General features: G+C 60.7%; 23 protein-coding genes and 2 pseudogenes. 16 read left to right on the plus strand and 9 right to left on the minus strand.

The window, feature by feature from the left end; genetic code table 11:
• Window positions 1–2: 2 nt before the first annotated feature.
• Window positions 3–737 carry an alanyl-tRNA editing protein gene (locus CER19_RS15875; RefSeq protein ID WP_116667085.1) on the plus strand — a complete coding sequence of 245 codons (735 nt, stop codon included), beginning with the start codon at window positions 3–5 and terminating at the stop codon, window positions 735–737.
• 133 nt (window positions 738–870) lie between these two features.
• On the opposite strand, the gene prpD is transcribed toward CER19_RS15875, so the two are convergent.
• The 6 genes from prpD to CER19_RS15910 form a co-directional block, all read right to left on the minus strand.
• Window positions 871–2,355, minus strand: a complete 1,485-nt coding sequence (gene prpD / locus CER19_RS15885) for a 2-methylcitrate dehydratase (RefSeq protein WP_116667087.1) — start codon at window positions 2,353–2,355, stop codon at window positions 871–873.
• 198 nt (window positions 2,356–2,553) lie between these two features.
• On the minus strand, window positions 2,554–3,744 hold the full coding sequence (prpF, locus tag CER19_RS15890; protein ID WP_116667088.1) for a 2-methylaconitate cis-trans isomerase PrpF: 1,191 nt from the start codon (window positions 3,742–3,744) through the stop codon (window positions 2,554–2,556).
• An 11-nt stretch (window positions 3,745–3,755) separates the two neighbouring features.
• Window positions 3,756–6,350, minus strand: coding sequence for a Fe/S-dependent 2-methylisocitrate dehydratase AcnD (gene acnD, locus CER19_RS15895; RefSeq protein WP_116667089.1), 2,595 nt, complete (start codon window positions 6,348–6,350; stop codon window positions 3,756–3,758).
• Window positions 6,351–6,533: 183 nt separating this feature from the next.
• Window positions 6,534–7,661, minus strand: a complete 1,128-nt coding sequence (gene prpC, locus CER19_RS15900; RefSeq protein ID WP_116667090.1) for a 2-methylcitrate synthase — start codon at window positions 7,659–7,661, stop codon at window positions 6,534–6,536.
• Window positions 7,662–7,703: 42 nt separating this feature from the next.
• Entirely contained in the window at window positions 7,704–8,597 is an 894-nt protein-coding gene (gene prpB, locus CER19_RS15905) for a methylisocitrate lyase (RefSeq protein ID WP_003193320.1), read from the minus strand.
• Window positions 8,594–9,307: a GntR family transcriptional regulator gene (locus CER19_RS15910; RefSeq protein ID WP_003193321.1), complete on the minus strand. Its 714-nt coding sequence runs from the start codon at window positions 9,305–9,307 to the stop codon at window positions 8,594–8,596. The genes prpB and CER19_RS15910 overlap by 4 nt, the downstream gene beginning before the upstream one ends.
• A 270-nt stretch (window positions 9,308–9,577) precedes the next feature.
• On the opposite strand from CER19_RS15910, the gene CER19_RS15915 reads away from it, so the two are divergent.
• From CER19_RS15915 to CER19_RS15940, 6 genes and pseudogenes are all read left to right on the plus strand, one after another.
• Window positions 9,578–10,102, plus strand: coding sequence for an ATP-dependent zinc protease (locus tag CER19_RS15915; RefSeq protein WP_116667091.1), 525 nt, complete (start codon window positions 9,578–9,580; stop codon window positions 10,100–10,102).
• An 18-nt stretch (window positions 10,103–10,120) separates the two neighbouring features.
• Entirely contained in the window at window positions 10,121–11,653 is a 1,533-nt protein-coding gene (locus CER19_RS15920) for an inactive transglutaminase family protein (RefSeq protein ID WP_003193324.1), read from the plus strand.
• Window positions 11,653–12,639 carry an alpha-L-glutamate ligase-like protein gene (locus CER19_RS15925; RefSeq protein ID WP_116667092.1) on the plus strand — a complete coding sequence of 329 codons (987 nt, stop codon included), beginning with the start codon at window positions 11,653–11,655 and terminating at the stop codon, window positions 12,637–12,639. The genes CER19_RS15920 and CER19_RS15925 overlap by 1 nt, the downstream gene beginning before the upstream one ends.
• 186 nt (window positions 12,640–12,825) lie before the next feature.
• Window positions 12,826–14,169 carry an aminodeoxychorismate synthase component I gene (gene pabB, locus CER19_RS15930; protein WP_116667093.1) on the plus strand — a complete coding sequence of 448 codons (1,344 nt, stop codon included), beginning with the start codon at window positions 12,826–12,828 and terminating at the stop codon, window positions 14,167–14,169.
• Window positions 14,170–14,396: 227 nt separating this feature from the next.
• Window positions 14,397–14,698: pseudogene (locus CER19_RS15935) on the plus strand (type II toxin-antitoxin system HigB family toxin).
• Window positions 14,698–15,054, plus strand: coding sequence for a type II toxin-antitoxin system HigA family antitoxin (locus CER19_RS15940; protein WP_014719504.1), 357 nt, complete (start codon window positions 14,698–14,700; stop codon window positions 15,052–15,054). Before CER19_RS15935 ends, CER19_RS15940 begins: the two are co-directional and overlap by 1 nt.
• A gap of 127 nt (window positions 15,055–15,181) precedes the next feature.
• Here CER19_RS15940 and thrH read toward each other — a convergent pair whose 3' ends face one another.
• On the minus strand, window positions 15,182–15,799 hold the full coding sequence (gene thrH / locus CER19_RS15945) for a bifunctional phosphoserine phosphatase/homoserine phosphotransferase ThrH (RefSeq protein WP_116667094.1): 618 nt from the start codon (window positions 15,797–15,799) through the stop codon (window positions 15,182–15,184).
• Window positions 15,800–15,949: 150 nt separating this feature from the next.
• On the opposite strand from thrH, the gene CER19_RS15950 reads away from it, so the two are divergent.
• The 3 genes from CER19_RS15950 to CER19_RS15960 all read left to right on the plus strand — a co-directional run bounded on the left by CER19_RS15950 (window position 15,950) and on the right by CER19_RS15960 (window position 19,450).
• Complete coding sequence (locus CER19_RS15950) at window positions 15,950–16,684, plus strand: phosphoadenylyl-sulfate reductase (RefSeq protein WP_034136191.1); 735 nt, start codon at window positions 15,950–15,952, stop codon at window positions 16,682–16,684.
• A gap of 494 nt (window positions 16,685–17,178) precedes the next feature.
• Window positions 17,179–18,708 carry an NCS1 family nucleobase:cation symporter-1 gene (locus tag CER19_RS15955; RefSeq protein ID WP_116667095.1) on the plus strand — a complete coding sequence of 510 codons (1,530 nt, stop codon included), beginning with the start codon at window positions 17,179–17,181 and terminating at the stop codon, window positions 18,706–18,708.
• 13 nt (window positions 18,709–18,721) lie between these two features.
• Window positions 18,722–19,450 (plus strand): aspartate/glutamate racemase family protein, encoded by a 729-nt coding sequence (locus CER19_RS15960; protein WP_116667096.1) that lies wholly within the window; start codon window positions 18,722–18,724, stop codon window positions 19,448–19,450.
• Window positions 19,451–19,555: 105 nt separating this feature from the next.
• On the opposite strand, the gene CER19_RS15965 is transcribed toward CER19_RS15960, so the two are convergent.
• A complete protein-coding gene (locus CER19_RS15965; protein ID WP_116667097.1) occupies window positions 19,556–20,479 on the minus strand; it encodes a LysR family transcriptional regulator in 924 nt (307 codons plus the stop codon).
• Window positions 20,480–20,586: 107 nt separating this feature from the next.
• Between CER19_RS15965 and CER19_RS15970 the strand changes: the two genes are divergently transcribed.
• Window positions 20,587–21,333, plus strand: coding sequence for a 3-oxoacyl-ACP reductase family protein (locus tag CER19_RS15970; protein ID WP_116667098.1), 747 nt, complete (start codon window positions 20,587–20,589; stop codon window positions 21,331–21,333).
• 127 nt (window positions 21,334–21,460) lie between these two features.
• Here CER19_RS15970 and CER19_RS15975 read toward each other — a convergent pair whose 3' ends face one another.
• Window positions 21,461–22,147 (minus strand): HAD-IA family hydrolase, encoded by a 687-nt coding sequence (locus CER19_RS15975; protein WP_116667099.1) that lies wholly within the window; start codon window positions 22,145–22,147, stop codon window positions 21,461–21,463.
• A gap of 224 nt (window positions 22,148–22,371) precedes the next feature.
• Here CER19_RS15975 and CER19_RS15980 point away from each other — a divergent pair.
• From CER19_RS15980 to CER19_RS16000, 5 genes and pseudogenes are all read left to right on the plus strand, one after another.
• Window positions 22,372–22,623 (plus strand): annotated as a pseudogene (locus CER19_RS15980) (type II toxin-antitoxin system RelE/ParE family toxin); the annotation flags it as partial.
• Entirely contained in the window at window positions 22,607–22,933 is a 327-nt protein-coding gene (locus CER19_RS15985) for a helix-turn-helix domain-containing protein (RefSeq protein ID WP_116667101.1), read from the plus strand. The pseudogene CER19_RS15980 and the gene CER19_RS15985, both read left to right, overlap by 17 nt.
• A gap of 51 nt (window positions 22,934–22,984) precedes the next feature.
• Entirely contained in the window at window positions 22,985–23,350 is a 366-nt protein-coding gene (locus CER19_RS15990; protein ID WP_116667102.1) for a DUF2784 domain-containing protein, read from the plus strand.
• Between the two features lie 271 nt (window positions 23,351–23,621).
• A complete protein-coding gene (locus CER19_RS15995) occupies window positions 23,622–23,957 on the plus strand; it encodes a hypothetical protein (protein ID WP_116667103.1) in 336 nt (111 codons plus the stop codon).
• 67 nt (window positions 23,958–24,024) lie between these two features.
• On the plus strand, window positions 24,025–25,065 hold the full coding sequence (locus CER19_RS16000) for a DMT family transporter (RefSeq protein WP_116667104.1): 1,041 nt from the start codon (window positions 24,025–24,027) through the stop codon (window positions 25,063–25,065).
• Window positions 25,066–25,076 lie beyond the last annotated feature (11 nt).

The raw sequence follows: 25,076 nt of genomic DNA on the forward strand, positions 1-25,076 counted from the left end.
ACATGTCTGTGCATACCATGGAAACCCTGGCGCTGTTTGACAGCGCGCCCTACCAGAACGCCTTCAGCGCCCGGGTGATTGCCGTCAGCGAACAGGGTATCGCCCTGGAGCACACCCTGTTCTACCCCACCGGCGGCGGTCAACCCGGCGATACCGGTCACCTCACCCTGGCCGATGGCACACGGGTGCAAGTGACCGGCACCGTGCGCGACCCGGTGTTGCGCTCGATCATCTGGCACCAGGTGGACCACTGCCCCGAACAGTTGGCCGCTGGCGTCCAGGTCGACGCCGGGCTGGATTGGGAACGGCGCTACCAGCACATGAAGATGCACACTTGCCTGCACTTGCTGTGTTCGCTCATCGACGCGCCCGTGACCGGTTGCAGCATCAGCGCAGATAAAGGCCGCCTGGATTTCGACCTGCCAGAAATGACCCTGGACAAAGACCGCCTCACCCAAGACCTCAACGCCCTGATCGAGCAGGCCCACGCGGTCAAAACTCTGTCGATGCCTGCCACCGAGTACGCGACCCTGCTGCAGATCACTCGCACCCAGGCGGTTGCGCCGCCGGTAATCTCGGGTTCGGTGCGGGTGATTGAAATCCCCGGCATCGATATCCAGCCCTGCGGCGGTACTCATGTGCTCAATACCGAGGAAATCGGCCGGGTGTTCTGCGAGAAGATCGAGAAAAAGAGCAAGCACAACCGCCGGGTGATACTGCGGTTTGGACACGCTTGAGCCTGCGTCATTACCTCTGTAGGAGCGAGCTTGCTCGCGAAAAACCCATAGGCGCCGCGCTTACTCAGGAAGCACGCGTTATCGTTGACGTTTTTCGCGAGCAAGCTCGCTCCTACAGTGACTGTGTTGTTTTTCAGATCGTGAGCAAGTCCATGAAACGGTTGACTGGGGTAGCCTCAAGCCGTGCCTGATCCTTGCACAACGCAAAGATTTCGGCGCTGCGTTGTGCAGTGAAGCGCGTGGCCAGGTTGGCCTTGAACTTGTCTTCCAGCAGCGGAATGCCGTCCACTCGACGACGACGATGGCCAATCGGGTACTCCACTACCACCTGCTCGGTGCAGGTGCCATCCGTGAAAAACACCTGCACCGCGTTGGCAATGGAGCGCTTGTCGGCCTCCAGGTATTCGCGGCTGTAGCGCGGGTCTTCGACGATGACCATCTTGTCGCGCAACTCATCGATGATCGGGTGGGCCGCGTGGAAATCATCTTCATACTGCTCGGCCACCAGGTTGCCGAACGCCAACGGCACGGCGGTCATGTATTGCAGGCAGTGGTCGCGATCAGCGGCGTTGGCCAATGGGCCGACCTTGGAAATAATGCGAATCGCCGACTCGTGAGTAGTGATCACGATACGGTCGATTTCATGCAAACGATGCTTGACCTGCGGGTGCAGGGCGACTGCCGCTTCACAGGCAGTTTGCGCGTGAAACTCGGCCGGGAAACTGATCTTGAACAGCACGTTCTCCATCACATAGGTGCCGTAGGGTTGGGGCAGGCTGAAGGCGCGCTTGTCCTCGGGCTTGAGCGCCAAGTCCTTGTTGGTATGGCTGAACAGCACGTCGTAGAAGCCCCACTGCGGCGCACTCAATACACCGGGGATGCCCATTTCGCCACGCAGGGCGATGTCTGCCAGGCGCACGCCGCGGCTCGATGCATCGCCCGCCGCCCAGGATTTGCGCGAACCGGCATTCGGCGCATGGCGATAGGTGCGCAGCGCCTGGCCATCGACAAAGGCGTGGGACAACGCCGATAGCAGCTGCTCGCGGTTGGCACCCATCAGTTTGGCGGTGACCGCCGTGGTAGCGACTTTCACCAGCAACACATGGTCGAGGCCTACACGGTTAAAGGAGTTTTCCAGAGCAATCACACCTTGGATTTCGTGGGCCATGATCATCGCTTCCAGCACTGCACGCACGGTCAGCGGCGCGTCGCCATTGGCCAGGCGCTTTTGCGACAGGTGATCGGCCACGGCGAGGATGCCGCCAAGGTTGTCCGAAGGGTGACCCCATTCAGCGGCGAGCCAGGTGTCGTTGTAGTCGAGCCAGCGCACGATGCAACCGATATCCCAGGCGGCCTTGACCGGGTCCAGGCGAAACGAAGTGCCCGGCACCCGTGCACCGAACGGCACCACGGTGCCCTCCACCATCGGCCCCAGGTGCTTGGTGCACTCGGGGAAGCGCAGGGCCAGCAGGCCACAGCCGAGGGTGTCCATCAGGCAGTTGCGGGCGGTATCCAGGGCGTCCTGAGAGTCAATGCGGTAGCTGAAGACGTAGTCGGCGATGTCCTGCAAAACCTGGTCGTAGTCGGGGCGGTTGTTCTGGTCGACGTTAGCGCTCATGGCAGTTCTCCTAAAAGGTGGGTGATAATCCTCGGGCTTACGATTAATGGTGTGATGGCCGGTCTGATTGCCAGCCTTGAAATAGCGCCCCCTGTGGGAGCGGGCTTGCTCGCGAAGGCGGTGGTTCAGTAGCATTTCAGTGCCTGACACACCGCCTTCGCGAGCAAGCCCGCTCCCACAGGGGCTCTGCGTAGACCTTTAGAAGGCGTCGCCTGGGATGCGTACGTAGCCTTCCATTAACACCCGCGCGCTGCGGCTCATGATGGCTTTCTTCACCACCCATTCACCCTCCACCTGGCTGGCCTCGGCCCCCACGCGCAAGGTGCCGGACGGGTGCCCGAAGCGCACGGCATTGCGCTCCACGCCGCCTGCCGCCAGGTTGACCAAAGTGCCGGAAATCGCCGCGGCGGTGCCAATCGCCACCGCCGCAGTGCCCATCATCGCGTGGTGCAGCTTGCCCATCGACAAGGCGCGCACCAGCAGATCCACATCGCCGGCCTTGATCGCCTTGCCGCTGGAGGCCACGTAATCGGCAGGCTTGGCGACGAACGCCACCTTGGGCGTGTGCTGGCGCTGAGCGGCTTCGTCCAGGTGTTTGATCAGGCCCATGCGCAACGCGCCATACGCCCGCACGGTCTCGAACATCGCCAGGGCCTTGGGGTCGCTGTTGATCGCGCCTTGCAGCTCGGTTCCGGTGTAGCCCAGGTCTTGGGCATTGATGAAAATCGTCGGAATGCCGGCGTTGATCAACGTGGCCTTGAAGGTACCGACGCCGGGTACCTCCAGGTCGTCGACGAGGTTGCCGGTCGGGAACATCGAACCCCCACCGCCCTCTTCTTCCGCCGCCGGGTCCATGAACTCCAACTGCACTTCGGCGGCCGGAAAGGTCACGCCGTCCAGTTCAAAGTCGCCGGTTTCCTGCACCGCGCCGTCGGTGATCGGCACGTGGGCGATGATGGTCTTGCCGATATTGGCCTGCCACACCCGCACCACGGCCACGCCGTTATGGGGTACGCGGGCCGCATCGACCAGGCCGGCACTGATGGCGAACGAGCCCACCGCCGCCGACAGGTTGCCGCAGTTGCCGCTCCAATCGACAAATGGCTTGTCGATGGAGACCTGGCCGAACAGGTAATCCACGTCGTGATCGGCGCGGCTGCTTTTGGCCAGGATCACGGTCTTGCTGGTGCTCGAGGTGGCCCCACCCATGCCGTCGATCTGCTTGTCATAGGGGTCGGGGCTGCCAATCACCCGCAGCAACAAGGCGTCGCGTGCAGGGCCCGGCACCTGCGCCGCTGCGGGCAGGTCCTTAAGGCTGAAGAACACGCCCTTGCTGGTGCCGCCACGCATGTAGGTGGCGGGGATCTTGATTTGCGCTACGTGTGCCATGGTTATCCTCTTCAGGCGGTCGCCTTTGATTCCAGGAAGTCCTGGGCGAAACGTTGCAACACGCCACCGGCCTCGTAGATCGACACTTCTTCGGCGGTGTCCAGGCGGCAGGTCACTGGCACCTCGACACGTTCGCCATTTTTGCGGTTGATCACCAGGGTCAGTTGCGCACGCGGGGTGCGCTCGCCGACCACGTCATATGTTTCACTGCCGTCGATCTTGAGGGTGTGGCGGTCGGTGCCTGGCAGGAACTCCAGAGGCAACACGCCCATGCCCACCAGGTTGGTGCGGTGGATACGCTCGAAGCCTTCGGCGGCAATCGCTTCCACACCAGCCAGGCGTACGCCCTTGGCCGCCCAGTCACGGGACGAACCTTGGCCATAGTCGGCACCGGCGATGATGATCAGCGGTTGCTTGCGTTCCATGTAAGTCTCGATGGCTTCCCACATGCGCGTGACCTTGCCTTCCGGCTCGATACGCGCAAGAGAGCCCTGCTTGACCTTGCCGTTTTCCTGCACCATTTCGTTGAACAGTTTCGGGTTGGCGAAGGTGGCGCGCTGCGCCGTCAAATGGTCGCCCCTGTGGGTTGCGTAGGAGTTGAAGTCGACTTCCGGCAAGCCCATTTTCGCCAGGTATTCACCGGCGGCGCTGTCCAGCATGATCGCGTTGGACGGCGACAAGTGGTCGGTGGTGATGTTGTCCGGCAGCACCGCCAGCGGGCGCATGCCTTTGAGCGGCCGTGCACCGGCCAGCGCGCCTTCCCAATACGGCGGACGGCGGATATAGGTGCTTTGTGGGCGCCAGTCGTACAGCGGCGTGACCTTGGGCCCGGTGTCTTCGTGGATGGCGAACATCGGGATATACACCGCACGGAATTGCTCGGGTTTCACCGAAGCCTTGACCACCGCGTCGATCTCTTCATCGCTCGGCCAGATGTCTTGCAGGCGGATTTCCTTGCCGTCGGCGTCCAGGCCGAGCACGTCCTTTTCGATGTCGAAACGGATGGTACCGGCAATCGCATAGGCCACCACCAGCGGCGGCGACGCCAGGAACGCTTGCTTGGCGTAAGGGTGAATGCGCCCGTCAAAGTTGCGGTTACCCGACAACACCGCGGTGGCGTACAGGTCGCGGTCGATGATCTCTTGCTGGATCACCGGGTCGAGTGCGCCGGACATGCCGTTGCAGGTGGTGCAGGCAAACGCCACCACGCCAAAGCCGAGTTTTTCCAGCTCATGGCCCAGTCCGGCTTCTTCCAGGTACATGGCCACGGTTTTCGAGCCCGGCGCCAGGGACGACTTGACCCACGGCTTGCGGGTCAGCCCAAGCTTGTTGGCGTTGCGTGCCAACAGGCCGGCGGCGATCACGTTGCGCGGGTTGCTGGTGTTGGTGCAACTGGTGATGGCGGCGATGATCACTGCGCCGTCGGGCATTTGCCCCGGCACGTCATCCCATTGGCCGGCAATACCTTTTGACGCCAGGTCGCGGGTGGCCAGGCGGGCATGGGGGTTGCTCGGGCCGGCCATGTTGCGCACGACGCTGGAGAGGTCGAAGCTCAGGCTGCGCTCGTACTGCGCGCCTTTCAGGTCGTCCGCCCACAGGCCGGTGTGGCGTGCATATTGCTCGACCAGGGCGACCTGTTCGTCTTCGCGGCCGGTGAGTTTGAGGTAGGCAATGGTTTGCGCGTCGATGTAGAACATCGCGGCGGTGGCGCCGTACTCCGGGGCCATGTTGGAGATGGTGGCACGGTCACCCAAGGTCAGTGCCGAAGCCCCTTCGCCGAAGAACTCCAGCCAGGCGCCGACCACCTTTTGCTGGCGCAGGAACTCGGTGAGCGCCAGCACCATATCGGTGGCGGTGATGCCCGGTTGCAGCTTGCCGGTCAATTCCACGCCCACGCTTTCCGGTAGGCGCATCCACGACGCGCGGCCGAGCATCACGCTTTCGGCTTCCAGGCCACCGACACCGATGGCGATCACACCCAGGGCATCCACGTGGGGCGTATGGCTGTCGGTGCCGACACAGGTATCCGGGAAGGCCACGCCGTCACGCACTTGAATCACCGGGGACATTTTCTCCAGGTTGATCTGGTGCATGATGCCGTTGCCCGGCGGGATCACATCGACGTTCTTGAAGGCCTTTTTGGTCCACTCGATAAAGTGGAAACGGTCTTCGTTGCGACGGTCCTCAATGGCGCGGTTTTTTTCGAACGCTTGCGGGTCAAAACCACCGGCCTCGACGGCCAGGGAATGGTCGACGATCAGTTGGGTAGGCACCACCGGGTTGACCTGCGCCGGGTCGCCGCCTTGCTGGGCAATGGCATCACGCAAGCCGGCGAGGTCGACCAGGGCGGTCTGGCCGAGGATGTCATGGCACACCACGCGGGCCGGGAACCACGGGAAGTCGAGGTCGCGCTTGCGCTCGATCAGTTGGCTCAGGGACGCGTCGAGGGTGGCCGGGTCGCAACGGCGCACCAGGTTCTCGGCGAGCACGCGCGAGGTGTAGGGCAACGTGGCGTAGGCGCCGGGGGTGATTGCCTCGACAGCCGCACGGGCGTCGAAAAAATCCAGGCGGCTGCCGGGGAGCGGTTTGCGAAATTCAGTGTTCATCGTCAGGACTCGGTCACGGTAAGTTCGAAAGGTGAACTGTCGACACTGGCTTTGTTTCCTGTGGGAGCTGGCTTGCCTGCGATTGCATCACTGCGGTGTGACAGGTACACCAAGGTGATGCCATCGCAGGCAAGCCAGCTCCCACAAAAAAGCACATTAGCCAGCGAACACAGCCCATCCCATTCAGCGACGTTCGATTGGCACGAACTTGCGCTGTTCAACGCCGGTGTACTCGGCGCTTGGACGAATGATGCGGTTGTTGGCCCGCTGCTCGAACACATGCGCGGCCCAGCCAGTCAGGCGCGAGCACACGAAGATCGGCGTGAACAGCTTGGTCGGGATGCCCATGAAGTGGTACGCCGACGCATGGTAGAAATCGGCGTTGGGAAACAGCTTCTTCTGTTCCCACATGGTCTTGTCGATGGCTTCGGAGACCGGGAACAACACGGTGTCGCCGACTTCGTCAGCGAGTTTTTTCGACCAGCCCTTGATCACTTCATTGCGCGGATCGCTGTCTTTATAGATCGCGTGGCCAAAGCCCATGATCTTGTCTTTGCGCGCCAACATGCCAAGGGTGCCTTCAACCGCTTCCTGGGCCGAGGAGAAACGCTCGATCATTTCCATCGCCGCTTCGTTGGCACCGCCGTGCAGCGGGCCGCGCAGAGAGCCGATGGCGGCGGTGACGCAGGAATACAGGTCGGACAAGGTCGATGCACACACCCGCGCGGTGAAGGTCGAAGCGTTGAATTCGTGTTCAGCGTAGAGGATCAGCGACACGTTCATCACTTTGACGTGCAGCTCGCTCGGTTTCTTGCCATGCAGCAGGTGCAGGAAGTGGCCACCGATGCTCGGCTCGTCGGTCACGCAGTCGATGCGCTGGCCGTCGTGGCTGAAGCGGTACCAGTAGCACATGATCGCCGGGAACGCGGCGAGCAGGCGGTCGGTGACATCGCGCTGTACGCTGAAGTCTTTCTCCGGCTCGATATTGCCCAGGAACGAGCAACCCGTGCGCATCACGTCCATCGGGTGGGCGTCGGCGGGGGTGCGTTCGAGCACTTCTTTCAGGGCCTGGGGCAGGTCACGCAGTTTGTTCAGCTTGTTGCTGTAGGCGGCCAGTTCGGCCTGGGTTGGCAGTTCGCCGTACAGCAGCAGGTAGGCGACTTCTTCAAACTGGGCGTCGGCGGCCAGTTCGCGTACGTCGTAGCCACGGTAGGTCAGGCCGGCGCCGGCCTGGCCCACGGTGGACAGTGCAGTCTGCCCGGCGACCTGGCCACGCAGGCCAGCACCACTCAATACTTTTGCTTCAGCCATGTTCGTTCTCCAATTTTGTAGTTGTTCAGGGAACCACAGGGTTTATTTTTTCGCGGCGAACAGCGCGTCGAGCTTCTGCTCGAATGTGTGGTAGTCGATGCGATCGTAAAGCTCCATGCGCGTTTGCATGGTGTCGATCACGTTCTGCTGGGTACCGTCGCGACGGATCGCGGTGTAGACATTCTCGGCGGCCTTGTTCATGGCACGGAAAGCCGAGAGCGGGTACAGCACAATGGAAACATCCGCAGATTTCAACTGTTCGGTGGTGTACAGCGGTGTGGCGCCGAACTCGGTGATGTTTGCCAGGATCGGCGCCTTCACGCGGGAGGCGAACAGCTTGTACATCTCCAGTTCAGTGATGGCTTCCGGGAACACCATGTCGGCACCGGCCTCGATGCACGCGGCGGCACGTTCCAGGGCAGACTCCAGACCCTCGACCGCCAGGGCGTCGGTGCGCGCCATGATCACGAAGCTGTCATCGGTGCGCGCATCCACGGCGGCCTTGATGCGGTCGACCATTTCCTGCTGGGACACGATTTCTTTGTTCGGGCGATGACCGCAGCGCTTGGCGCCGACCTGGTCTTCGATATGGATGGCGGCGGCACCGAACTTGATCATCGACTTGACCGTACGCGCCACGTTGAACGCCGAGGAGCCGAAACCGGTGTCCACGTCCACCAGCAGCGGCAGGTCGCACACGTCGGTAATGCGGCGCACGTCGGTGAGCACGTCATCCAGGCCGGTGATGCCCAGGTCTGGCACGCCGAGGGAGCCTGCGGCTACACCGCCACCTGACAGATAAATCGCCTTGAAGCCGGCGCGCTTGGCCAAGAGCGCATGGTTGGCGTTGATGGCGCCCACCACTTGCAAGGGCTGTTCACTGGCGACGGCGTCACGGAAACGCTGGCCGGGAGTGCTGTTGTTGTTGGAACTCATGACTCACCTCGTGATGAAGGCGCACCGTCCGGGAAGTGACGGGCAATGTTGCGTTTGGAGGCGCCGATATGCCGGCGCATCAACAGTTCGGCCAGTTCACCGTCGCGATCGGCAATCGCGTCCAGAATGCGGTGATGCTCGGCAAAGGCCTGGCGTGGACGATTGGGGGTGGCGGAGAACTGGATGCGGTACATGCGTACCAGTTGATACAGCTCGCCGCAGAGCATTTGGGTAAGGGTGCGGTTACCGGCGCCTTGAATGATGCGGTAGTGAAAATCGAAGTCGCCTTCCTGCTGGTAATAGCCGACACCGGCCTGGAACGCCGCGTCCCGTTCGTGGGTGTGCAACACCTGGCGCAGCTCTTCGATCTCTGCGTCAGTCATGCGCTCGGCGGCCAGGCGACACGCCATGCCCTCCAGGGACTCGCGAATTTCATACAGTTCAACCAATTCGGCGTGGCTCAAAGACACTACCCGTGCGCCGACATGAGGCACCCGCACCAGCAGGCGCTGGCCTTCCAGGCGATGGATCGCTTCGCGCAGCGGGCCGCGACTGATGCCGTAGGTGCGCGCCAGCTCCGGCTCGGAAATCTTGCTGCCGGGGGCGATTTCGCCTTTGACGATGGCGGCCTGGATACGCCGGAAGACGTTCTCCGACATGGTCTGGGAATCGTCTGGTGCCACCGCTGGTTTTTCCAGTTGCTCCAACATATTGTCGACACCTTTAAAATCAATGCCGCAAAAACTAGCCAATATCCCCCTAACAGTCAAAGAATAAATACACATTGTCGACAATCGTCTAATAACCCCATCATTCACTTGCCAAGGCATGGCCGCCTGCCAGCGCTGGCGCCAAAAAAGCATCATGTTAGAATGCCCGCCGCTTTTGCCTGACATCAGATGATGAAAGGGCGCACCCGAGATTGCGCAGCAATGCCAGTCGCCATGAAATGAACAGTGCACTGCCCTGCCTCAGGATTTATGAGACTCAAGCCTTACCTACTAGTGATGTGCCTGCTGTGCATACCGAGCCTTGGCGCTGGCGCCGAGAAGACCGTGTACGGCCTGAATGAATACGCCAAGCTTGCAGGTATCGACCTGGAAGTGGCGGCCAAACTCGACACCGGCGCCAAGACCGCCTCGTTGAGTGCCCGCGATATCAAGCGCTTCAAGCGCAATGGCGAATCCTGGGTACGCTTCTACCTGGCCATCGACACCGCCCATTTCCACCCCATCGAATTGCCCCTGGCGCGTGTCAGCAAGATCAAGCGCCGCGCCGGCGACTACGACCCCGATGAGGACAAGAACTACACCGCCCGCCCAGTGATTGCGCTGGATATCTGCATGGGCAGTGCTTTACGCAGCATCGAAGTGAACTTGACTGACCGCAGCGCATTCCAATACCCGCTGCTGATTGGCTCCGAAGCGCTCAAACGCTTTGATGCGCTGGTCGACCCCAGTCTTAAATATGCAGCAGGCAAACCCGCCTGCGCCGCCGACGCTTAATACCGCCGAGTAAACCGAATGCGCTCTCTGACCCTGCACCTGAAAATCCTGATCACCTTGCTGGTGGTGCTGGGCATTTCGGTCACCGCCTATCAGATCTTCGTGCTGGGGATTCCCGTCACCGAAGATGCCACCGACGACTTGTGGAACATCGACGCCAAGGTCGAGTTCGTCGCCAACCCGAAAGACCCGGTCAAGATCCAGATGTTCGTGCCGCCCCTGAGCCGCGACTTCGTCAGCCTCAATGAAAGCTTTATCTCCAACAACTATGGGGTGAGCGTCAACCGCATCGACGGCAACCGCAAGGTCACCTGGTCGGCGCGCCGGGCCAAGGGCAACCAGACCCTCTATTACCGCCTGGTGCTGACCAAGCGCTACAGCGGCGAAAAGGTCAAGATCAAAGGCCCGACCTTCCGCGACAGCATCGCCGTGGAAGGCCCCGAGAAGATCGCCGCCGAAGCCCTGCTGGCGCCGATTCGCCAGCACTCGGCCGACGTCGAGACCTTCATCAGCGAAGCCATCAAGCGCACCAACAACCTCAACGACGACAATGTGAAGTTGCTGCTGGCCGGCGACCCCTCGACGCCGCACAAAGCCAAAATCGTCGAGCTGCTGCTGTCCATCGCCCACGTGCCGGTAGAGAAAGTCCACACCATCCGCCTGGTGGCCGACCAGCCGCAAACCCCGGAGCTGTGGCTGCGCAGTTTCAACGGCAACGACTGGCTGTACTTCAACCCGGAGACTGGCGAACAGGGCCTGCCCGCCGACCGCCTGCTGTGGTGGACCGGCGATGAAAACCTGATCACGGTCGATGGCGGCAAGAAGGCCATGGTGACCTTCAGCCTCAACAACAGCGAAATGAACGCGATTCGCCTGGCCAAGCTGACCGACGAAAACACCGACGCCAACTTCCTCGAATACTCGCTGTACGGCCTGCCGCTGCAAACCCAGCAGACCTTCATGATCATGGTGATGATCCCGATTGGCGTGCTGGTGATCCTGATCCTGCGCAACCTGATCGGCCTGCAAACCTTGGGCACCTTCACCCCCGTGCTGATCGCCCTGGCGTTCCGCGAGACCCAGTTGGGCTTCGGGATTGTGCTGTTCACGATCATCACGGCCCTGGGCCTGTCGCTCAGGTCGTACCTTGAACACCTGAAACTGCAGATGCTGCCGAGGCTGTCGGTGGTGCTGACCTTCGTGGTGGTGTTGATTGCCGCCATCAGCCTGTTCAGCCACAAGCTGGGGCTGGAGCGTGGCTTGTCGGTGGCGCTGTTCCCGATGGTGATCCTGACCATGACCATCGAACGCCTGTCGATCACTTGGGAGGAACGTGGTGCCAACCATGCGCTGAAAGTGGCGATTGGCACGCTGTTCGCCGCGTCCCTGGCGCACCTGATCATGAGCGTGCCGGAGCTGGTGTATTTCGTGTTCACCTTCCCGGCGATCCTGTTGATTCTGGTGGGCTTCATGCTGGCCATGGGTCGCTATCGCGGCTATCGCCTCACCGAGCTGGTGCGCTTCAAGGCGTTCCTGAAGGCTGACTCTTGATGTTCGGCTTCTGGAAGACCTGGAAGGCCCTGGAAGCGCGGGGGATCATGGGCATCAACCGGCGTAATGCCGACTACGTGCTCAAGTACAACAAGCGCAGCCTGTACCCCATCGTGGATGACAAGATCATCACCAAGGAACGGGCGCTGGCGGCCGGCATCCACGTGCCGGAAATGTACGGGGTGATCTCCACCGAAAAGGAAATCGACAAGCTCGACGAGATTATCGGTGGGCGCAGCGACTTCGTGATCAAGCCCGCCCAGGGCGCCGGCGGTGACGGCATCCTGGTGGTGGCCGACCGGTTTGAAGGGCGCTATCGCACGGTGTCCGGCAAGATCATCAGCCATGAGGAGATCGAGCACCAGATTTCCAGCATCCTCACCGGCCTGTATTCCCTCGGCGGCCACCGCGACCGCGCGTTGATCGAGTACCGCGTGGTGCCCGACCAGATCTTCAAGAGCATCAGCTATGAAGGCGTGCCGGACATCCGCATCATCGTGCTGATGGGCTACCCGGTGATGGCGATGCTGCGCCTGCCCCCCCGCCAATCCGGCGGCAAGGCCAACCTGCACCAGGGCGCGATCGGCGTGGGTGTAGACCTGGCCACCGGCCTGACCCTGCGCGGCACCTGGCTGAACAACATCATCACCAAGCACCCCGACACCACCAACGCCGTAGATGGCGTGCAACTGCCCAACTGGGACGGTTTCATGAAGCTCGCCGCCGGCTGCTATGAGCTGTGCGGGCTGGGTTATATCGGCGTGGACATGGTGCTGGACCAGGAAAAAGGCCCGCTGATCCTTGAGCTGAACGCACGGCCTGGGCTGAACATCCAGATTGCCAACGACTGCGGCCTGACGTTGCGCACCCATGCAGTAGAGGCGCGGCTGGAAGAACTCAAGGCGGCCGGGGTGACAGAGACCCCAGAGGAACGGGTGAAGTTCGTGCAGGAGATGTTCGGGCATATTCCGCCGGTTGAAGGCTAAGCAGCGCATCGCAGGCAAGCCCGGGCTCGATAGGTGGGAGCTGGCTTGCCTGCGATAGCGTTCTCACAAGCCATTTGCCCCTCAGGCTCGACCCTCTATCGAGCTATCACCGACATCCCCTCTAGGAGCAAGTCCTACAGAGGACTACAATCCCCTCCCCCACGCCACTGGCTGATTCACCCTCGCATGTCGACCTGCTCCGTTTACCCCTTACCCTACCGGGCCAACCCCGCCGAGTACTTTGCGGCTATTCGCCATGCGCCTGGCGCGGTGCTGCTCGACAGCGGTCGCCCGGCTGCCGAGCGTGGGCGTTATGACCTGCTCAGCGCCTGGCCCGAAGCAACCTTGACAGTTGGGCCGGATGAAAGCGGCAGCGATTTCCTGCAACGCCTGCGCGAGAACCTGGCGCAATTGGGTGAGGCGGCCCTGCCTGCTGGCGTTGAATTGCCATTTGCCGGCGGTTTGATCGGTTACTTGAGCTATGACTTCGGCCGGCACCTGGAACAGGTTGCGCGCCTGGCCGTGGATGACCTGCATCTGCCGGATGCGCGCTTAGGGTTGTATGCCTGGGCGCTGGTCAGTGATCACCAGGCACACACCAGCCAACTGGTGTTTCACCCGGTGCTGGTCGATAGTGAGCGGCAACGTCTGATCGCCCTGTTCAGTCATGCGACAGTCGACGCCCCCACCGCCTTCAAGCTCCAGGGCCCCATGGCACCGGACCTCAGCGTGGATGCGTACCAGCAGGCCATCCTGCGTATCCAGGATTACATCCAGGCTGGCGACTGCTACCAGGTCAACTTTACCCAACGCTTTCGCGCACCCTGTAGCGGCGACCCGTGGGCGGCCTACTGCGCCCTGCGCGAGGCCTGCCCGACGCCATTCTCCGGGTTCCAGAGCTTGCCTGATGACGGCGCGGTACTGAGCCTGTCACCGGAACGCTTTGTGCGCATCAGCGAAGGCCAGGTCGAAACCCGCCCGATCAAGGGCACCCGCCCTCGCGGCGTAACACCTGCAGAGGATGCCGCCAACGCCGCCGAGTTGCTCGCCAGCCCCAAGGACCGCGCCGAAAACCTGATGATCGTCGACCTGCTGCGCAACGACCTTGGCCGCAGCTGCCGCATCGGCTCGGTGAACGTGCCGGAACTGTTCAGCCTGGAAAGCTACCCCAACGTGCACCACCTGGTGAGCAGTGTCACTGGCATACTGGCCGACGACAAAGACGCCCTCGACCTGATCGCCGGCAGCTTCCCCGGCGGCTCCATCACCGGCGCGCCGAAGATTCGCGCCATGCAAATCATCGACGAGCTTGAACCCACCCGTCGCGGGCTCTATTGCGGCTCGCTGATGTACCTGGACGTGCGCGGCGAGATGGACAGCTCCATCGCGATTCGCAGCTTGCTGGTCAAGGACGGGCAGGTGTGTTGCTGGGGTGGCGGTGGGATTGTGGCGGATTCAGAGTGGCAGGCGGAGTATCAGGAATCGTTGACGAAGGTGCGGGTGTTGTTACAAACGTTGGAAAATCTGTAGGGCACAGCCCCTTCCTAGCGTTGGAGTAGAACGCCATGCGATAGAAAAAGCCTGAATCAGAACCGCTGTGGACGGGATAGACGCTTGCAGATAGCGTCCGGATCGACCGTCCACCCGCCACCTGTGAAGGATCACATGAAGCGACTACCTCCTCGTCTGGAAATATTTCCGAGATTGCCTATCCACGCAATCGCACCTATGATCTCCCAAAATGGGAGGTTGAAGCGATGCGGATAATCGCTCTATCTACCCTACGAATATTCTGGGAAAGCCATTCAGCTTATAGCGACGCCAGAACACCGCTGGTCGAGTGGTATCGGCACATGGAAAAGGCCAATTATCCAACACCGCAAGCACTCAAGGCCGAGCTCAGAACAGCGAGCATTCTTAAGGGCGGCAGGGTCGTGTTCAACGTCGGCGGCAACAAGTATCGAGTGATCTGGCCATCGACTACCAGCGACAACTAGGGTTTATACGGTTCGTGGGGACCCACGCTCAGTACGACCAGATCAACGCGGAGACTACGTGATGAACATCAAACCTATTCACTCCCAGGAAGACCTGACTGCGGCACTCGTACGAGTCGAGCAGATATGGGGAGCACTACCCGGCTCGCCTGAAGGTGATGAGCTGGAAATCCTGGCAATCCTCATCGAGAAGTACGAAGCCGAGCATTACCCCATGCCCCCTTCGGATCCGGTAGAGGCTATCAAGTTTCGCATGGAGCAATTGGGCATGACCGCCCGCGATCTGGAGCCGTTTATCGGCACCAGTGGGCGGGTGTCAGAGGTGCTGAACCACAAGCGCAAGCTGAGCCTGGCGATGATCAAACGCCTGCATGAAGGCTTGCGTATTCCTTATGAGCGCTTGCTGGCCGAGGGTTAGGCGGTGACGGAGCCGACGCCATCGCGGGCAACCCCGGCTCCCACAGTTGACCGCGTCGTTTGACGTTACAGGGTCGAAGGTGGGAGCTGGCTTGCCTGCGATGGGGCGATCAGCCGCGCCGCATAACTTACAGGCTCAACTGCCGATTCGACGCCTTGATAAACTCTTTCTTCAAGTCTTCAAACGTATGCACCGCCGGGAACTGCGGGAATTCGCGGATCACATTGTCTGGCGCATGGAACAGAATCCCACGGTCTGCTTCACCCAGCATGCTGGTGTCGTTGTAGGAATCACCGGCGGCGATCACGCGGTAGTAGAGGGTCTTGAATGCCAGCACCGATTGGCGCTTGGGGTCTTTCTGGCGCAGTTGATAGCTGACCACCCGGTCGTTGTCATCGGTGATCAAGCGGTGGCAAAGCAAGGTCGGGAAACCCAGCTGACGCATCAGCGGCTGGGAGAACTCATAGAAGGTGTCGGACAGGATCACCACCTGGAAGCGCTCGCGCAGCCAGTTGACGAACTCGATGGCGCCGTCCAGTGGCTTGAGTGTGGCGATCACGGCCTGGATATCGGCCAGCTTGAGCCCATGCTCGTCGAGGATGCGCAGGCGCTGTTGCATCAGCACGTCGTAGTCGGGGATGTCACGGGTGGTGGCCCGCAGGGACTCAATGCCGGTTTTCTCGGCAAAGGCGATCCAGATTTCCGGAACCAGTACCCCTTCCAGGTCAAGGCAGGCAATTTCCACACGACACTCCTGTTAGATGTTGTTAGTCGAGCGAGCAAAAGGACTGCCGAACTCTAGCGACTCAAGCCCGCCGCCGCAACGCACGGCAGATTTTGATACCATCGCCGCCTATAGAGCGCTCAGCGCCACTGACCTGTAGGAACCGTCCTGATGAACCAAGCCTTCGACGTCGTTGAACTCGCCACGACTTATGCCAACAAGTCTGCCCAGGACATTCTCAAGCTGGCGTTCAGCCAGTTCGGCGATGACCTGTGGATTTCCTTCAGCGGTGCCGAGGATGTGGTGCTGGTGGACATGGCCTGGAAGCTGAACAAGAACGTCAAGGTGTTCAGCCTCGACACTGGCCGCCTGCACCCGGAGACCTACCGGTTTATCGAGCAGGTGCGTGAGTTCTACAAGATCGACATCGAGCTGATCTCGCCAGACCCGAGCAAGCTGGAGCCCTTCGTGAAAGAGAAAGGCCTGTTCAGCTTCTATAAGGACGGCCATGGCGAATGCTGCGGCATCCGCAAGATCGAACCGCTGCGCCGCAAACTTGCCGGTGTACGCGCCTGGGCCACCGGCCAGCGCCGCGACCAGAGCCCCGGCACCCGCAGCCAGGTAGCGGCGCTGGAAATCGACACGGCGTTCTCCACGCCGGAACGCACCCTGTACAAGTTCAACCCGCTGGCGCAGATGACCAGCGAAGAGGTGTGGGGTTATATCCGCATGCTGGAGCTGCCGTACAACAGCCTGCATGAGCGCGGTTTTATCAGCATCGGCTGCGAGCCGTGCACCCGGCCGGTATTGCCCCGCCAGCATGAGCGCGAAGGCCGCTGGTGGTGGGAAGAAGCCACGCAGAAGGAATGCGGGCTGCATGCGGGGAATATCATCAGCAAGGCTTGAGCCTCTGACACGGTTAAAAAACCTGTAGGAGCGAGCTTGCTCGAGAAAAACGTCAACGATAACGCGTGTTTCCTGAATGAACGCGGCGTCTGTGAGTTTTTCGCGAGCAAGCTCGCTCCTACAGAAAGCGAGATTTCCCTTTTTGGCCGGGCAAATCTTGTACACAACCCTGTAACCATAAGTGCCATTTTTGTGTGCAACTTAATATACAACGCACCAAAACGTAACATCTCCCTGCGCCAATGGCGCTGTCTATAAATAGCCCTGCAATTAACAATAAAATAAATACCTGTTCAAACGGTCAATTTATAATGTTTGTAATTCAGTAAGTTATTCTCAAGCTATATAAAAACGAAATTAGCCAAGATTTTCATATATCGAAAATTGGCACGCATATGGCTTAGGCAGAAGTACGCTTTGTATACAATCAATACAAAACCTACATACACTTTGCCATCCGCCGCTTTGCTGCAGATGCGCTGGAGCCTGCCGGAATGCGTACAAGCCTTTCGAACACCCTCGCACTGGATCTACCCTCCTCCCCATTAAGCCCTGCTGCCACAGGCCCCGGCCCGCTGGTGCTCAGCCCGCGCCTGCACAACAAGGACCTGGCGCCCACCAAGGTCGAAGGTCGGCGCTGGGGGCGCTATAGCATCTTTGCGTTGTGGACCAACGACGTGCACAACATCGCCAACTATTCATTCGCCATCGGCCTCTATGCATTGGGCCTGGGCGGCTGGCAAATATTGCTGTCCCTGGGGATTGGCGCAGCACTGGTGTACTTCTTCATGAACTTGTCGGGCTACATGGGGCAGAAGACCGGTGTGCCATTTCCAGTTATCAGCCGCATCAGCTTCGGCATTCATGGGGCGCAGATTCCGGCGTTGATTCGGGCGGTAATTGCGATTGCCTGGTTTGGGATCCAGACCTACCTGGCCTCGGTGGTTTTCCGTGTACTGCTGACGGCCATTCATCCAGGCTTTGCCGATTATGACCACAACTCGATTCTCGGCCTGTCGACCCTGGGTTGGGCGTGCTTTGTGGCGATCTGGCTGGTGCAGTTGGTGATCCTCGCCTACGGCATGGAAATGGTACGTCGCTATGAAGGCTTCGCCGGGCCAGTGATTCTGTTGACCGTGGCTGCGCTGGCCGGGTGGATGTACTTCCAGGCGAACGGGCAGATTGCCTGGTCGATCCGCGAGCCCCTGAGTGGCGGCGAGATGTGGCGCAATATCTTTGCCGGCGGCGCGCTGTGGCTGGCCATCTACGGCACCCTGATCCTCAACTTCTGCGACTTCGCGCGTTCGTCGCCGTGCCGCAAGACCATCCAGGTCGGCAACTTCTGGGGGCTGCCGGTGAATATTCTGGTGTTCGCCGCGATTACCGTGCTGCTGTGCGGCGGGCAGTTCCAGCTCAATGGCCGCGTGATCGAAAGCCCGACCGAAATCATCGCGGCGATCCCCAACACCTTCTTTCTAGTGCTCGGCTGCCTGGCTTTCCTGATTGTCACCGTGGCGGTGAACATCATGGCCAACTTCGTCGCCCCGGCCTTTGTACTGAGCAACCTGGCGCCCAAGTACCTGAACTTCCGCCGCGCCGGGTTGATCAGCGCCTTCGTTGCCGTGCTGATCCTGCCGTGGAACCTCTATAACAGCCCGTTGGTGATCGTGTACTTCCTCTCTGGCCTCGGCGCGCTGCTGGGGCCGTTGTACGGGGTGATCATGGTCGATTACTGGCTGATCCGTAAAAGCCAGGTGGATGTGCCGCAGTTGTACAGCGAAGACCCCCAAGGCATTTATTACTACAGCCGGGGGGTAAATATGCGTGCGGTGGCGGCGTTCATTCCGGCGGCGGTGATCGCCATCCTGCTGGCGCTGCTGCCGGGGTTTGCCAGCGTCTCGCCGTTTTCCTGGTTGTTTGGCGCCGGCATTGCCGGGTTGCTGTACCTGCTGATTGCCAAGCGTCAACCGCACTACGCCGATGTCAGCGGCGAAAGCATTGCCGTCGATAACGTCAGTCATTAAACAAGGACTCTCCATGCGTATCCTCGTGGTCAACGTCAACACCACCGAATCCATTACCGACACCATTGCCCAGCAAGCACGGGCCGTGGCTTCACCGGGCACCGAGATTGTCGGGCTCACCCCGTACTTCGGCGCCGAGTCGGTGGAAGGCAATTTTGAAAGCTACCTGGCGGCCATCGCCGTGATGGATCGGGTAATGGCCTACGACCAGCCCTTTGATGCGGTGATCCAGGCCGGCTATGGCGAACATGGCCGCGAAGGCCTGCAGGAACTGCTCAATGTGCCGGTGGTGGATATCACCGAGGCGGCGGCCAGCACCGCGATGTTCCTGGGGCACGCCTACTCGGTGGTGACGACCCTGGACCGCACTGTGCCGCTGATTGAAGACCGGCTGAAACTCGCCGGCCTCTACCAGCGTTGCGCTTCGGTGCGCGCCAGCGGCATGGCGGTGCTGGAGCTGGGAGAAGACCCGCCGGGCGCCATGGAAGCCATCGTGCACCAGGCGGAACTGGCTATTCGCGACGACAAAGCCGAGGTGATCTGCCTGGGCTGCGGCGGCATGGCCGGGCTGGACGAGCAGATTCGCCAGCGCACCGGGGTGCCGGTGGTGGACGGGGTGACGGCGGCGGTGATGGTGGCCGAGTCGTTGGTGCGGTTGGGGTTGTCGACCTCGAAGGTCAGAACTTATGCGACACCGCGGCCGAAGAAGGTCATCGGCTGGCCGGGCAAGTTCGGGCGGTAGACCGATGCGCCTGCATCGCGGGCAAGCCCGGCTCCCACAGCGATCGCCATCCAATGTGGGAGCCGGGCTTGCCCGCGATGGCCACGACTCGATGTAAGGCCGTGCTCAGATAGCACTGAAGCGTTGAGCCAGTTTTTGCTCGGCAAACTGCTCAATAATGAAATCCACAAACGCCCGTGTCTTGCCCGGCAGCAATTTATGCTCGGCGTAGTAGATGGAAATATTGCCGTCGTCCACATACCAATCGGGTAACACTCGCACCAACGCACCGCTGTCCAGGAACGGCACGGCCATCGGCATACTCACCAGCGCGATACCAAGGCCCTGGGCACTGGCGCAGCAAGCGGCTTCGGAGTCGCTCATGGTCATGGCCGGCTTCAGCACCAGTGGGCTGTGCTCGCGCTCACGGTGGGTCAGTTGCCATGAACGCACCCGGCCTGTCTGCGGCGAGCGAATCAAGATGCCGAGGCAGTGCGACAGTTCCTCGGGCGCCCGCACCGGCAAGCGTCGAGCCAGGTAATCCGGCGATGCCACCAGCACCCGGTGCGCCGGGGTCAACTTGCGCGCCACCACGCCTTGGGGCAGCTCAAACCCGCCACCGATGGCCGCATCGAAGCCTTGCCCGATCAGGTCGACCTGGCGGTTATCGAAGTGCCAGTCCGGGCTGATATCCGGAAAGCGCTGCATGAATTCGCCCAACAACGGCACCACGTACCGATTGCCGAACACTGGCCCCATGCTGACCTTGAGCGTGCCCACCGGCCGCCCTTCGGCACTGGCCAGGTTGGCGACCGCATTCTGGATGGTGGTGAGGCTGCCGCTGACTTCCGCCAGGAACATCTTGCCGGCTTCGGTCAGCGCCAGACGCCGAGTGCTGCGCTGAAACAGCCGCACCCCGAGGCGCGCCTCCAACTTGGCAACGCTTTTACCCACCGCGGCGGGAGTGAGGCTCAGGTGCCGTGCAGCCTCGGCAAAGCTGCCACCCTCGGCGCTGCGCACAAAGCATTCGATACTGCCAAAGCTTTCCATATCGCCCCACTCTAAACTTTTAGTTTACACAGACTATAGCAACCACGGGCTACCGAGCTGCGCGGGTGAGGTCGATACTCGCTCCATCAACTACCTCGGAGATCGACATGAGCACACATAACCTCACCGGCAAAGTCGCCTTGATTCAAGGCGGTTCCCGCGGCATTGGTGCCGCCATCGTCAAGCGCCTCGCCGCCCAGGGGGCAGCGGTTGCGTTTACCTACGTCAGCTCGGCCGCCAAGGCTGAAACACTGCAGAACGAGGTGATCAGCGCAGGTGGTCAGGCTCTGGCGATTCACGCCGACAGCGCCGATGCCACGGCGATTCGCGCTGCGGTCAACGCCACCGTCGAGGCGTTTGGACGCCTGGATATCCTGGTGAATAACGCTGGCGTGCTGGCCATCGCGCCGCTGGAAGCATTCAAGCTGGAAGACTTCGACCAGACCTTGGCGATCAATGTGCGCAGCGTATTTATCGCCACCCAGGAAGCCGCCAAGCATATGGGCGAAGGTGGCCGGGTGATCAATATCGGCAGCACCAACGCCGAACGCATGCCCTTTGGCGGTGGCGGGCCCTACGCCATGAGCAAGGCGGCGCTGGTGGGGTTGACCAAGGGATTGGCGCGGGATCTGGGGCCGCGGGGCATCACCATCAACAACGTGCAGCCTGGGCCGGTGGACACCGACATGAACCCGGCGAACAGTGATTTTGCCGAAAGTCTGATCGGGTTGATGGCAGTAGGTCGGTATGGGCATGTGGAGGAGATTGCCAGTTTTGTGGCCTATCTGGCCGGGCCGGAAGCCGGCTATATCACGGGCGCCAGCCTGACCATCGATGGTGGTTTCAGCGCCTGATTTTGCAAAACCGCAACCCAAATGTGGGAGCTGGCTTGCCCGCGAAGGCGGTGTGTCAGTGCCACATCTGTCACTGCACTACCGCTTTCGCAGGCAAGCCAGCTCCCACATTTTTGACCGCGCGGGTTCAGGCCATGGGAGGCAAGCCGTAGGCGGCCAAATCAAAGTCGGCGAGCTTGCGAATAATCTGGTCAGCATGCTGGTACTTGCTGTCAGCCATGGCCTCATCGGGCACCGCAATAGCGGTCATGTGCGCAGCCTTCGCGGCCGTCACGCCGAACGGCGAGTCTTCGAACACCAGGCAATCCTCAGGCGCTACACCCATCCGGCGCGCGGCGGTGAGGAAGATATCCGGCGCTGGCTTGGCGGCGCCGACTTCCGGGTCGTCGGCGGTGACGATGGTGTCGAACAGGCCAAACCATTCGCGGTGCAGGGTGGTCTTGTGGCCAAACGAATTACGCGATGAACTGGTGCCCACCGCAATCGGAATATTGTGCGCCTTCAAGTGCCGCACCAACGCCTCGGCGCCGGGCATGCCCAGGGCCTTGGGAAAACGCTCGCTCATCAGCGGTTCGCGTATTTCCAGAAACTCGGCGGGCGTGATCGGCAGGTCCAGTGCCTTGACCACGTAATCGGCCAAATCCTGGGCACCCCGCCCGATGATGTGCTGCTTGATGCCCCAGTCGTAGGTACGGCCATAGCGTTCGGCAATGATCTGCGTGACTTCGGTGTAGATGCCTTCGGTATCCAGCAACAACCCGTCCATATCGAAAATCACGGCCTTGATCGGGACAGCGTTACGCGGTGCACTCATCACAACACAACCTTGGGGCGAGGACTAAAAGGATTCAGCACAATAACGGCCCTCGTTGCCTGCAAGCAACCTTGGTGGACCATCCGTTGATTCATACCACGCAACAGTTTTACCCGTCGGCGCTGACGGCGGCCGTCTAGGGTTTGAGAGGAAAACGTCATGACCCGTTGACGCGGATCTGAAAATATTGATTGCAAACCTTATAAAAGACTTATTAACCTCCCATGAATTCAATCCAATGGACGCGAAAAGCCGTCAAACAATTGCTTCGGTTGCATTCGTATCATCAGCAACAGGTACGCGATGCCGTGTCCGCTCTTGAACACATGCCCGATGCAATCAACGTCAAGGCGCTGGTTAACCATCCTCACAGCTATCGCTTGCGGGTAGGTCATTACCGGGTCCTTTTCGACTGGGACGGCAGCCTCCAGGTCGTCAGCATCCAAGAGGTTAAAAAACGTGACGAGCGAACCTACTGCCGTACAGATCATCCACAATACGCAGGGCAAGCCAGCCTATGTAGTGATTCCCTATGAACACTATGTGGCGCAGCAAAACGATCCAAACCTGATCCCCCATGCGGTAGTCAGCCGCCTGGTGGATGGCGCAACACCTATCCGCGCGTGGCGCGAGCACCTGAGCTTGACCCAGGAAGAAGTCGCCAGACGCCTGGGTATTTCACAATCGGCATTTGCCCAGCAGGAAGCGGTCAGCAAACCCCGCCGCACCACGCGGGAAAAGATAGCCAAGGCGTTCGGTATCAATGCCAATCAACTGGAGCTATAACGGCACGCTGCAAAAATTCACGTATCCCTTCACCTTACATCGAGCTCAAACATGCTCTACCGCCTAGCCGCCGACGGCCTTGTGCTGTTCCACCTGGCCTTTATCCTGTTCGTGCTGTTCGGTGGCCTGCTCACCCTGAAGTGGCCCAGGGTAATGTGGCTACACCTGCCCGCCGTTGCCTGGGGCATCACGGTGGAGGTGCTGCACTTGCCCTGCCCGCTTACCCGTTGGGAAAACCTGTTTCGCCACTTGGCCGGGCAGGATGGTTATGGCGGTGGGTTTATCGAGCACTACATCCTGACGCTGATCTACCCCGCCGGGCTGACTGCCAATATCCAATTGCTGTTGGGAGCCGTGGTGGTGGTGATCAACCTCGCAGTGTATGGGCGGGTTATCCGCCGTTACGTACAGGCTTGAGACAGCTGCGCTGGTGAAGAATCAGCGCAGCTCAATCCGTTCGCGGTCGCCCCAGTCCGAAGCCTTCGAAGTCCCCAGCCCCACGAAAACGCCGAAGAGCAAATGTGGGAGCTGTCGAGCCCCAGCGAGGCTGCGATGGGATCACCGCGCAGTACCCGCCAGACTGAGTCATCTGCATCCCAGCCTCGCTGATTGATTTCAATCTGCCAGCTGAGCGCTTAAAGTGTCGCCCCGAGAATTGAATCTCGAGATTGAATCTATGGAGTTATAAGTGAAATACGTCAGTAAAGTCGTTGCAGCAGCCGTACTTGGTTTCACCCTGGCAGGTTGCACCGGCACCGCCATGAAAACCAAGCAATACGACGCCAGCCAATACACCGTGCTGGGCCACAGCGAAGCCAGCGCCACCGGCATCATGCTGTTGGGCGTCATCCCCATCGGCCAGAACAACCGCTTCGTGCGCGCCCAGGATGCAGCCATCAAGGCCAAGGGCGGCGACGCGCTGATCAACACCCAAGTACAGGAAAAGTGGTTCTGGGCTTGGGTATTGAACGGCTACACCACCAAGATCTCCGGTGATGTGATCAAGCTGAAAACCGCGCAATAAGTATGAAACTGCCAGGGCGCTGACCCGGCAAGCGACGTATCATGGGCCTGACTTTCGAGGATGGCCCATGAACCTCAGTATCGTTTACGCCCTTGCGGCCGCCGCCCTGTTCGGCGCCAGCACCCCGCTAGCCAAAAGCCTTGGCCTGGGCCTCTCGCCCATCCTGCTCGCCGGGCTGCTCTACCTGGGCAGCGGCATCGGCCTTGCCGGTGTGCGCGTCATCCGTGATCGCGGCTGGAAACCTACCGGGCTAACCCCATCGGAATGGCCCTGGCTACTTGGCGCCATCGCCTTCGGCGGCCTCCTCGGCCCCGTTGCATTAATGTTCGGCCTGACCCGCACCACCAGCGCCAGCGCCTCCCTGATGCTCAACCTTGAGTCGGTACTGACCGCCGTGATCGCCTGGGTCGTGTTCCGCGAAAACGCCGACCGACGCATCGTCCTCGGCATGCTCGCCATTGTGCTGGGCGGCGTGGTGTTGTCAGGGTCCGGTGCTGACGGCAACCGCCAGGACCGGACCGGACCGCTCGCCGTTGCGCTGGCGTGTTTGTGCTGGGGGATCGATAACAACCTCACGCGCAAGGTGTCTGCATCTGACGCGCTCTTTATCGCCGGTGCCAAAGGCTTGATTGCGGGGCTGGTCAATTGCAGCCTGGCGCTCTACCTCGGGGCGCAGATTCCGGGCGTGGCGCAATTGGCACCGATTCTACTGGTTGGGTTCCTCGGCTATGGCATCAGCCTGGTGATGTTCGTGCTGGCCCTACGCGGGCTGGGCAGCGCGCGCACCGGCGCTTATTTCTCCACGGCACCTTTTCTCGGTGCCGCAGTGGCGTTGCTGGTATTTGACGAATCGGTGACCGTGGCGTTCTGGATTGCCTCGGCGCTGATGGCCGTGGGCGTGTGGCTGCACCTGACGGAGCGGCATGCCCATGAGCATGTGCATGAGGCAACGGAACATGGGCATTGGCATGTGCATGATGAGCATCATCAACATGAGCATGGGTTTGAGTGGGATTCGAAGGTGCCTCATAGCCATGTGCATGTACATGGAGTGATGAGGCATAGCCATGCGCATTTTCCGGATGTGCATCATCGGCATAGGCATTGAGAGGGCAGCGC

It is taken from the genome of Pseudomonas sp. GL93 (assembly GCF_003408955.1).
Taxonomy (GTDB): domain Bacteria; phylum Pseudomonadota; class Gammaproteobacteria; order Pseudomonadales; family Pseudomonadaceae; genus Aquipseudomonas; species Aquipseudomonas paracarnis.

Coding starts and splice junctions, on each gene's coding strand:
- CER19_RS15975 (WP_116667099.1), bottom strand. CDS start 22,147: ATGAGTGCACCGCGTAACGCTGTCCCGATCAAGGCCGTGATTTTCGAT.
- CER19_RS15955 (WP_116667095.1), top strand. CDS start 17,179: ATGCGTACAAGCCTTTCGAACACCCTCGCACTGGATCTACCCTCCTCC.
- CER19_RS15950 (WP_034136191.1), top strand. CDS start 15,950: ATGAACCAAGCCTTCGACGTCGTTGAACTCGCCACGACTTATGCCAAC.
- CER19_RS15965 (WP_116667097.1), bottom strand. CDS start 20,479: ATGGAAAGCTTTGGCAGTATCGAATGCTTTGTGCGCAGCGCCGAGGGT.
- prpC (WP_116667090.1), bottom strand. CDS start 7,661: ATGGCTGAAGCAAAAGTATTGAGTGGTGCTGGCCTGCGTGGCCAGGTC.
- prpB (WP_003193320.1), bottom strand. CDS start 8,597: ATGAGTTCCAACAACAACAGCACTCCCGGCCAGCGTTTCCGTGACGCC.
- CER19_RS15875 (WP_116667085.1), top strand. CDS start 3: ATGTCTGTGCATACCATGGAAACCCTGGCGCTGTTTGACAGCGCGCCC.
- CER19_RS15970 (WP_116667098.1), top strand. CDS start 20,587: ATGAGCACACATAACCTCACCGGCAAAGTCGCCTTGATTCAAGGCGGT.
- CER19_RS15925 (WP_116667092.1), top strand. CDS start 11,653: ATGTTCGGCTTCTGGAAGACCTGGAAGGCCCTGGAAGCGCGGGGGATC.
- CER19_RS15920 (WP_003193324.1), top strand. CDS start 10,121: ATGCGCTCTCTGACCCTGCACCTGAAAATCCTGATCACCTTGCTGGTG.
- pabB (WP_116667093.1), top strand. CDS start 12,826: ATGTCGACCTGCTCCGTTTACCCCTTACCCTACCGGGCCAACCCCGCC.
- prpF (WP_116667088.1), bottom strand. CDS start 3,744: ATGGCACACGTAGCGCAAATCAAGATCCCCGCCACCTACATGCGTGGC.
- CER19_RS15915 (WP_116667091.1), top strand. CDS start 9,578: ATGAGACTCAAGCCTTACCTACTAGTGATGTGCCTGCTGTGCATACCG.
- prpD (WP_116667087.1), bottom strand. CDS start 2,355: ATGAGCGCTAACGTCGACCAGAACAACCGCCCCGACTACGACCAGGTT.
- CER19_RS15960 (WP_116667096.1), top strand. CDS start 18,722: ATGCGTATCCTCGTGGTCAACGTCAACACCACCGAATCCATTACCGAC.
- CER19_RS16000 (WP_116667104.1), top strand. CDS start 24,025: ATGAACCTCAGTATCGTTTACGCCCTTGCGGCCGCCGCCCTGTTCGGC.
- CER19_RS15940 (WP_014719504.1), top strand. CDS start 14,698: ATGAACATCAAACCTATTCACTCCCAGGAAGACCTGACTGCGGCACTC.
- acnD (WP_116667089.1), bottom strand. CDS start 6,350: ATGAACACTGAATTTCGCAAACCGCTCCCCGGCAGCCGCCTGGATTTT.
- CER19_RS15910 (WP_003193321.1), bottom strand. CDS start 9,307: ATGTTGGAGCAACTGGAAAAACCAGCGGTGGCACCAGACGATTCCCAG.
- CER19_RS15990 (WP_116667102.1), top strand. CDS start 22,985: ATGCTCTACCGCCTAGCCGCCGACGGCCTTGTGCTGTTCCACCTGGCC.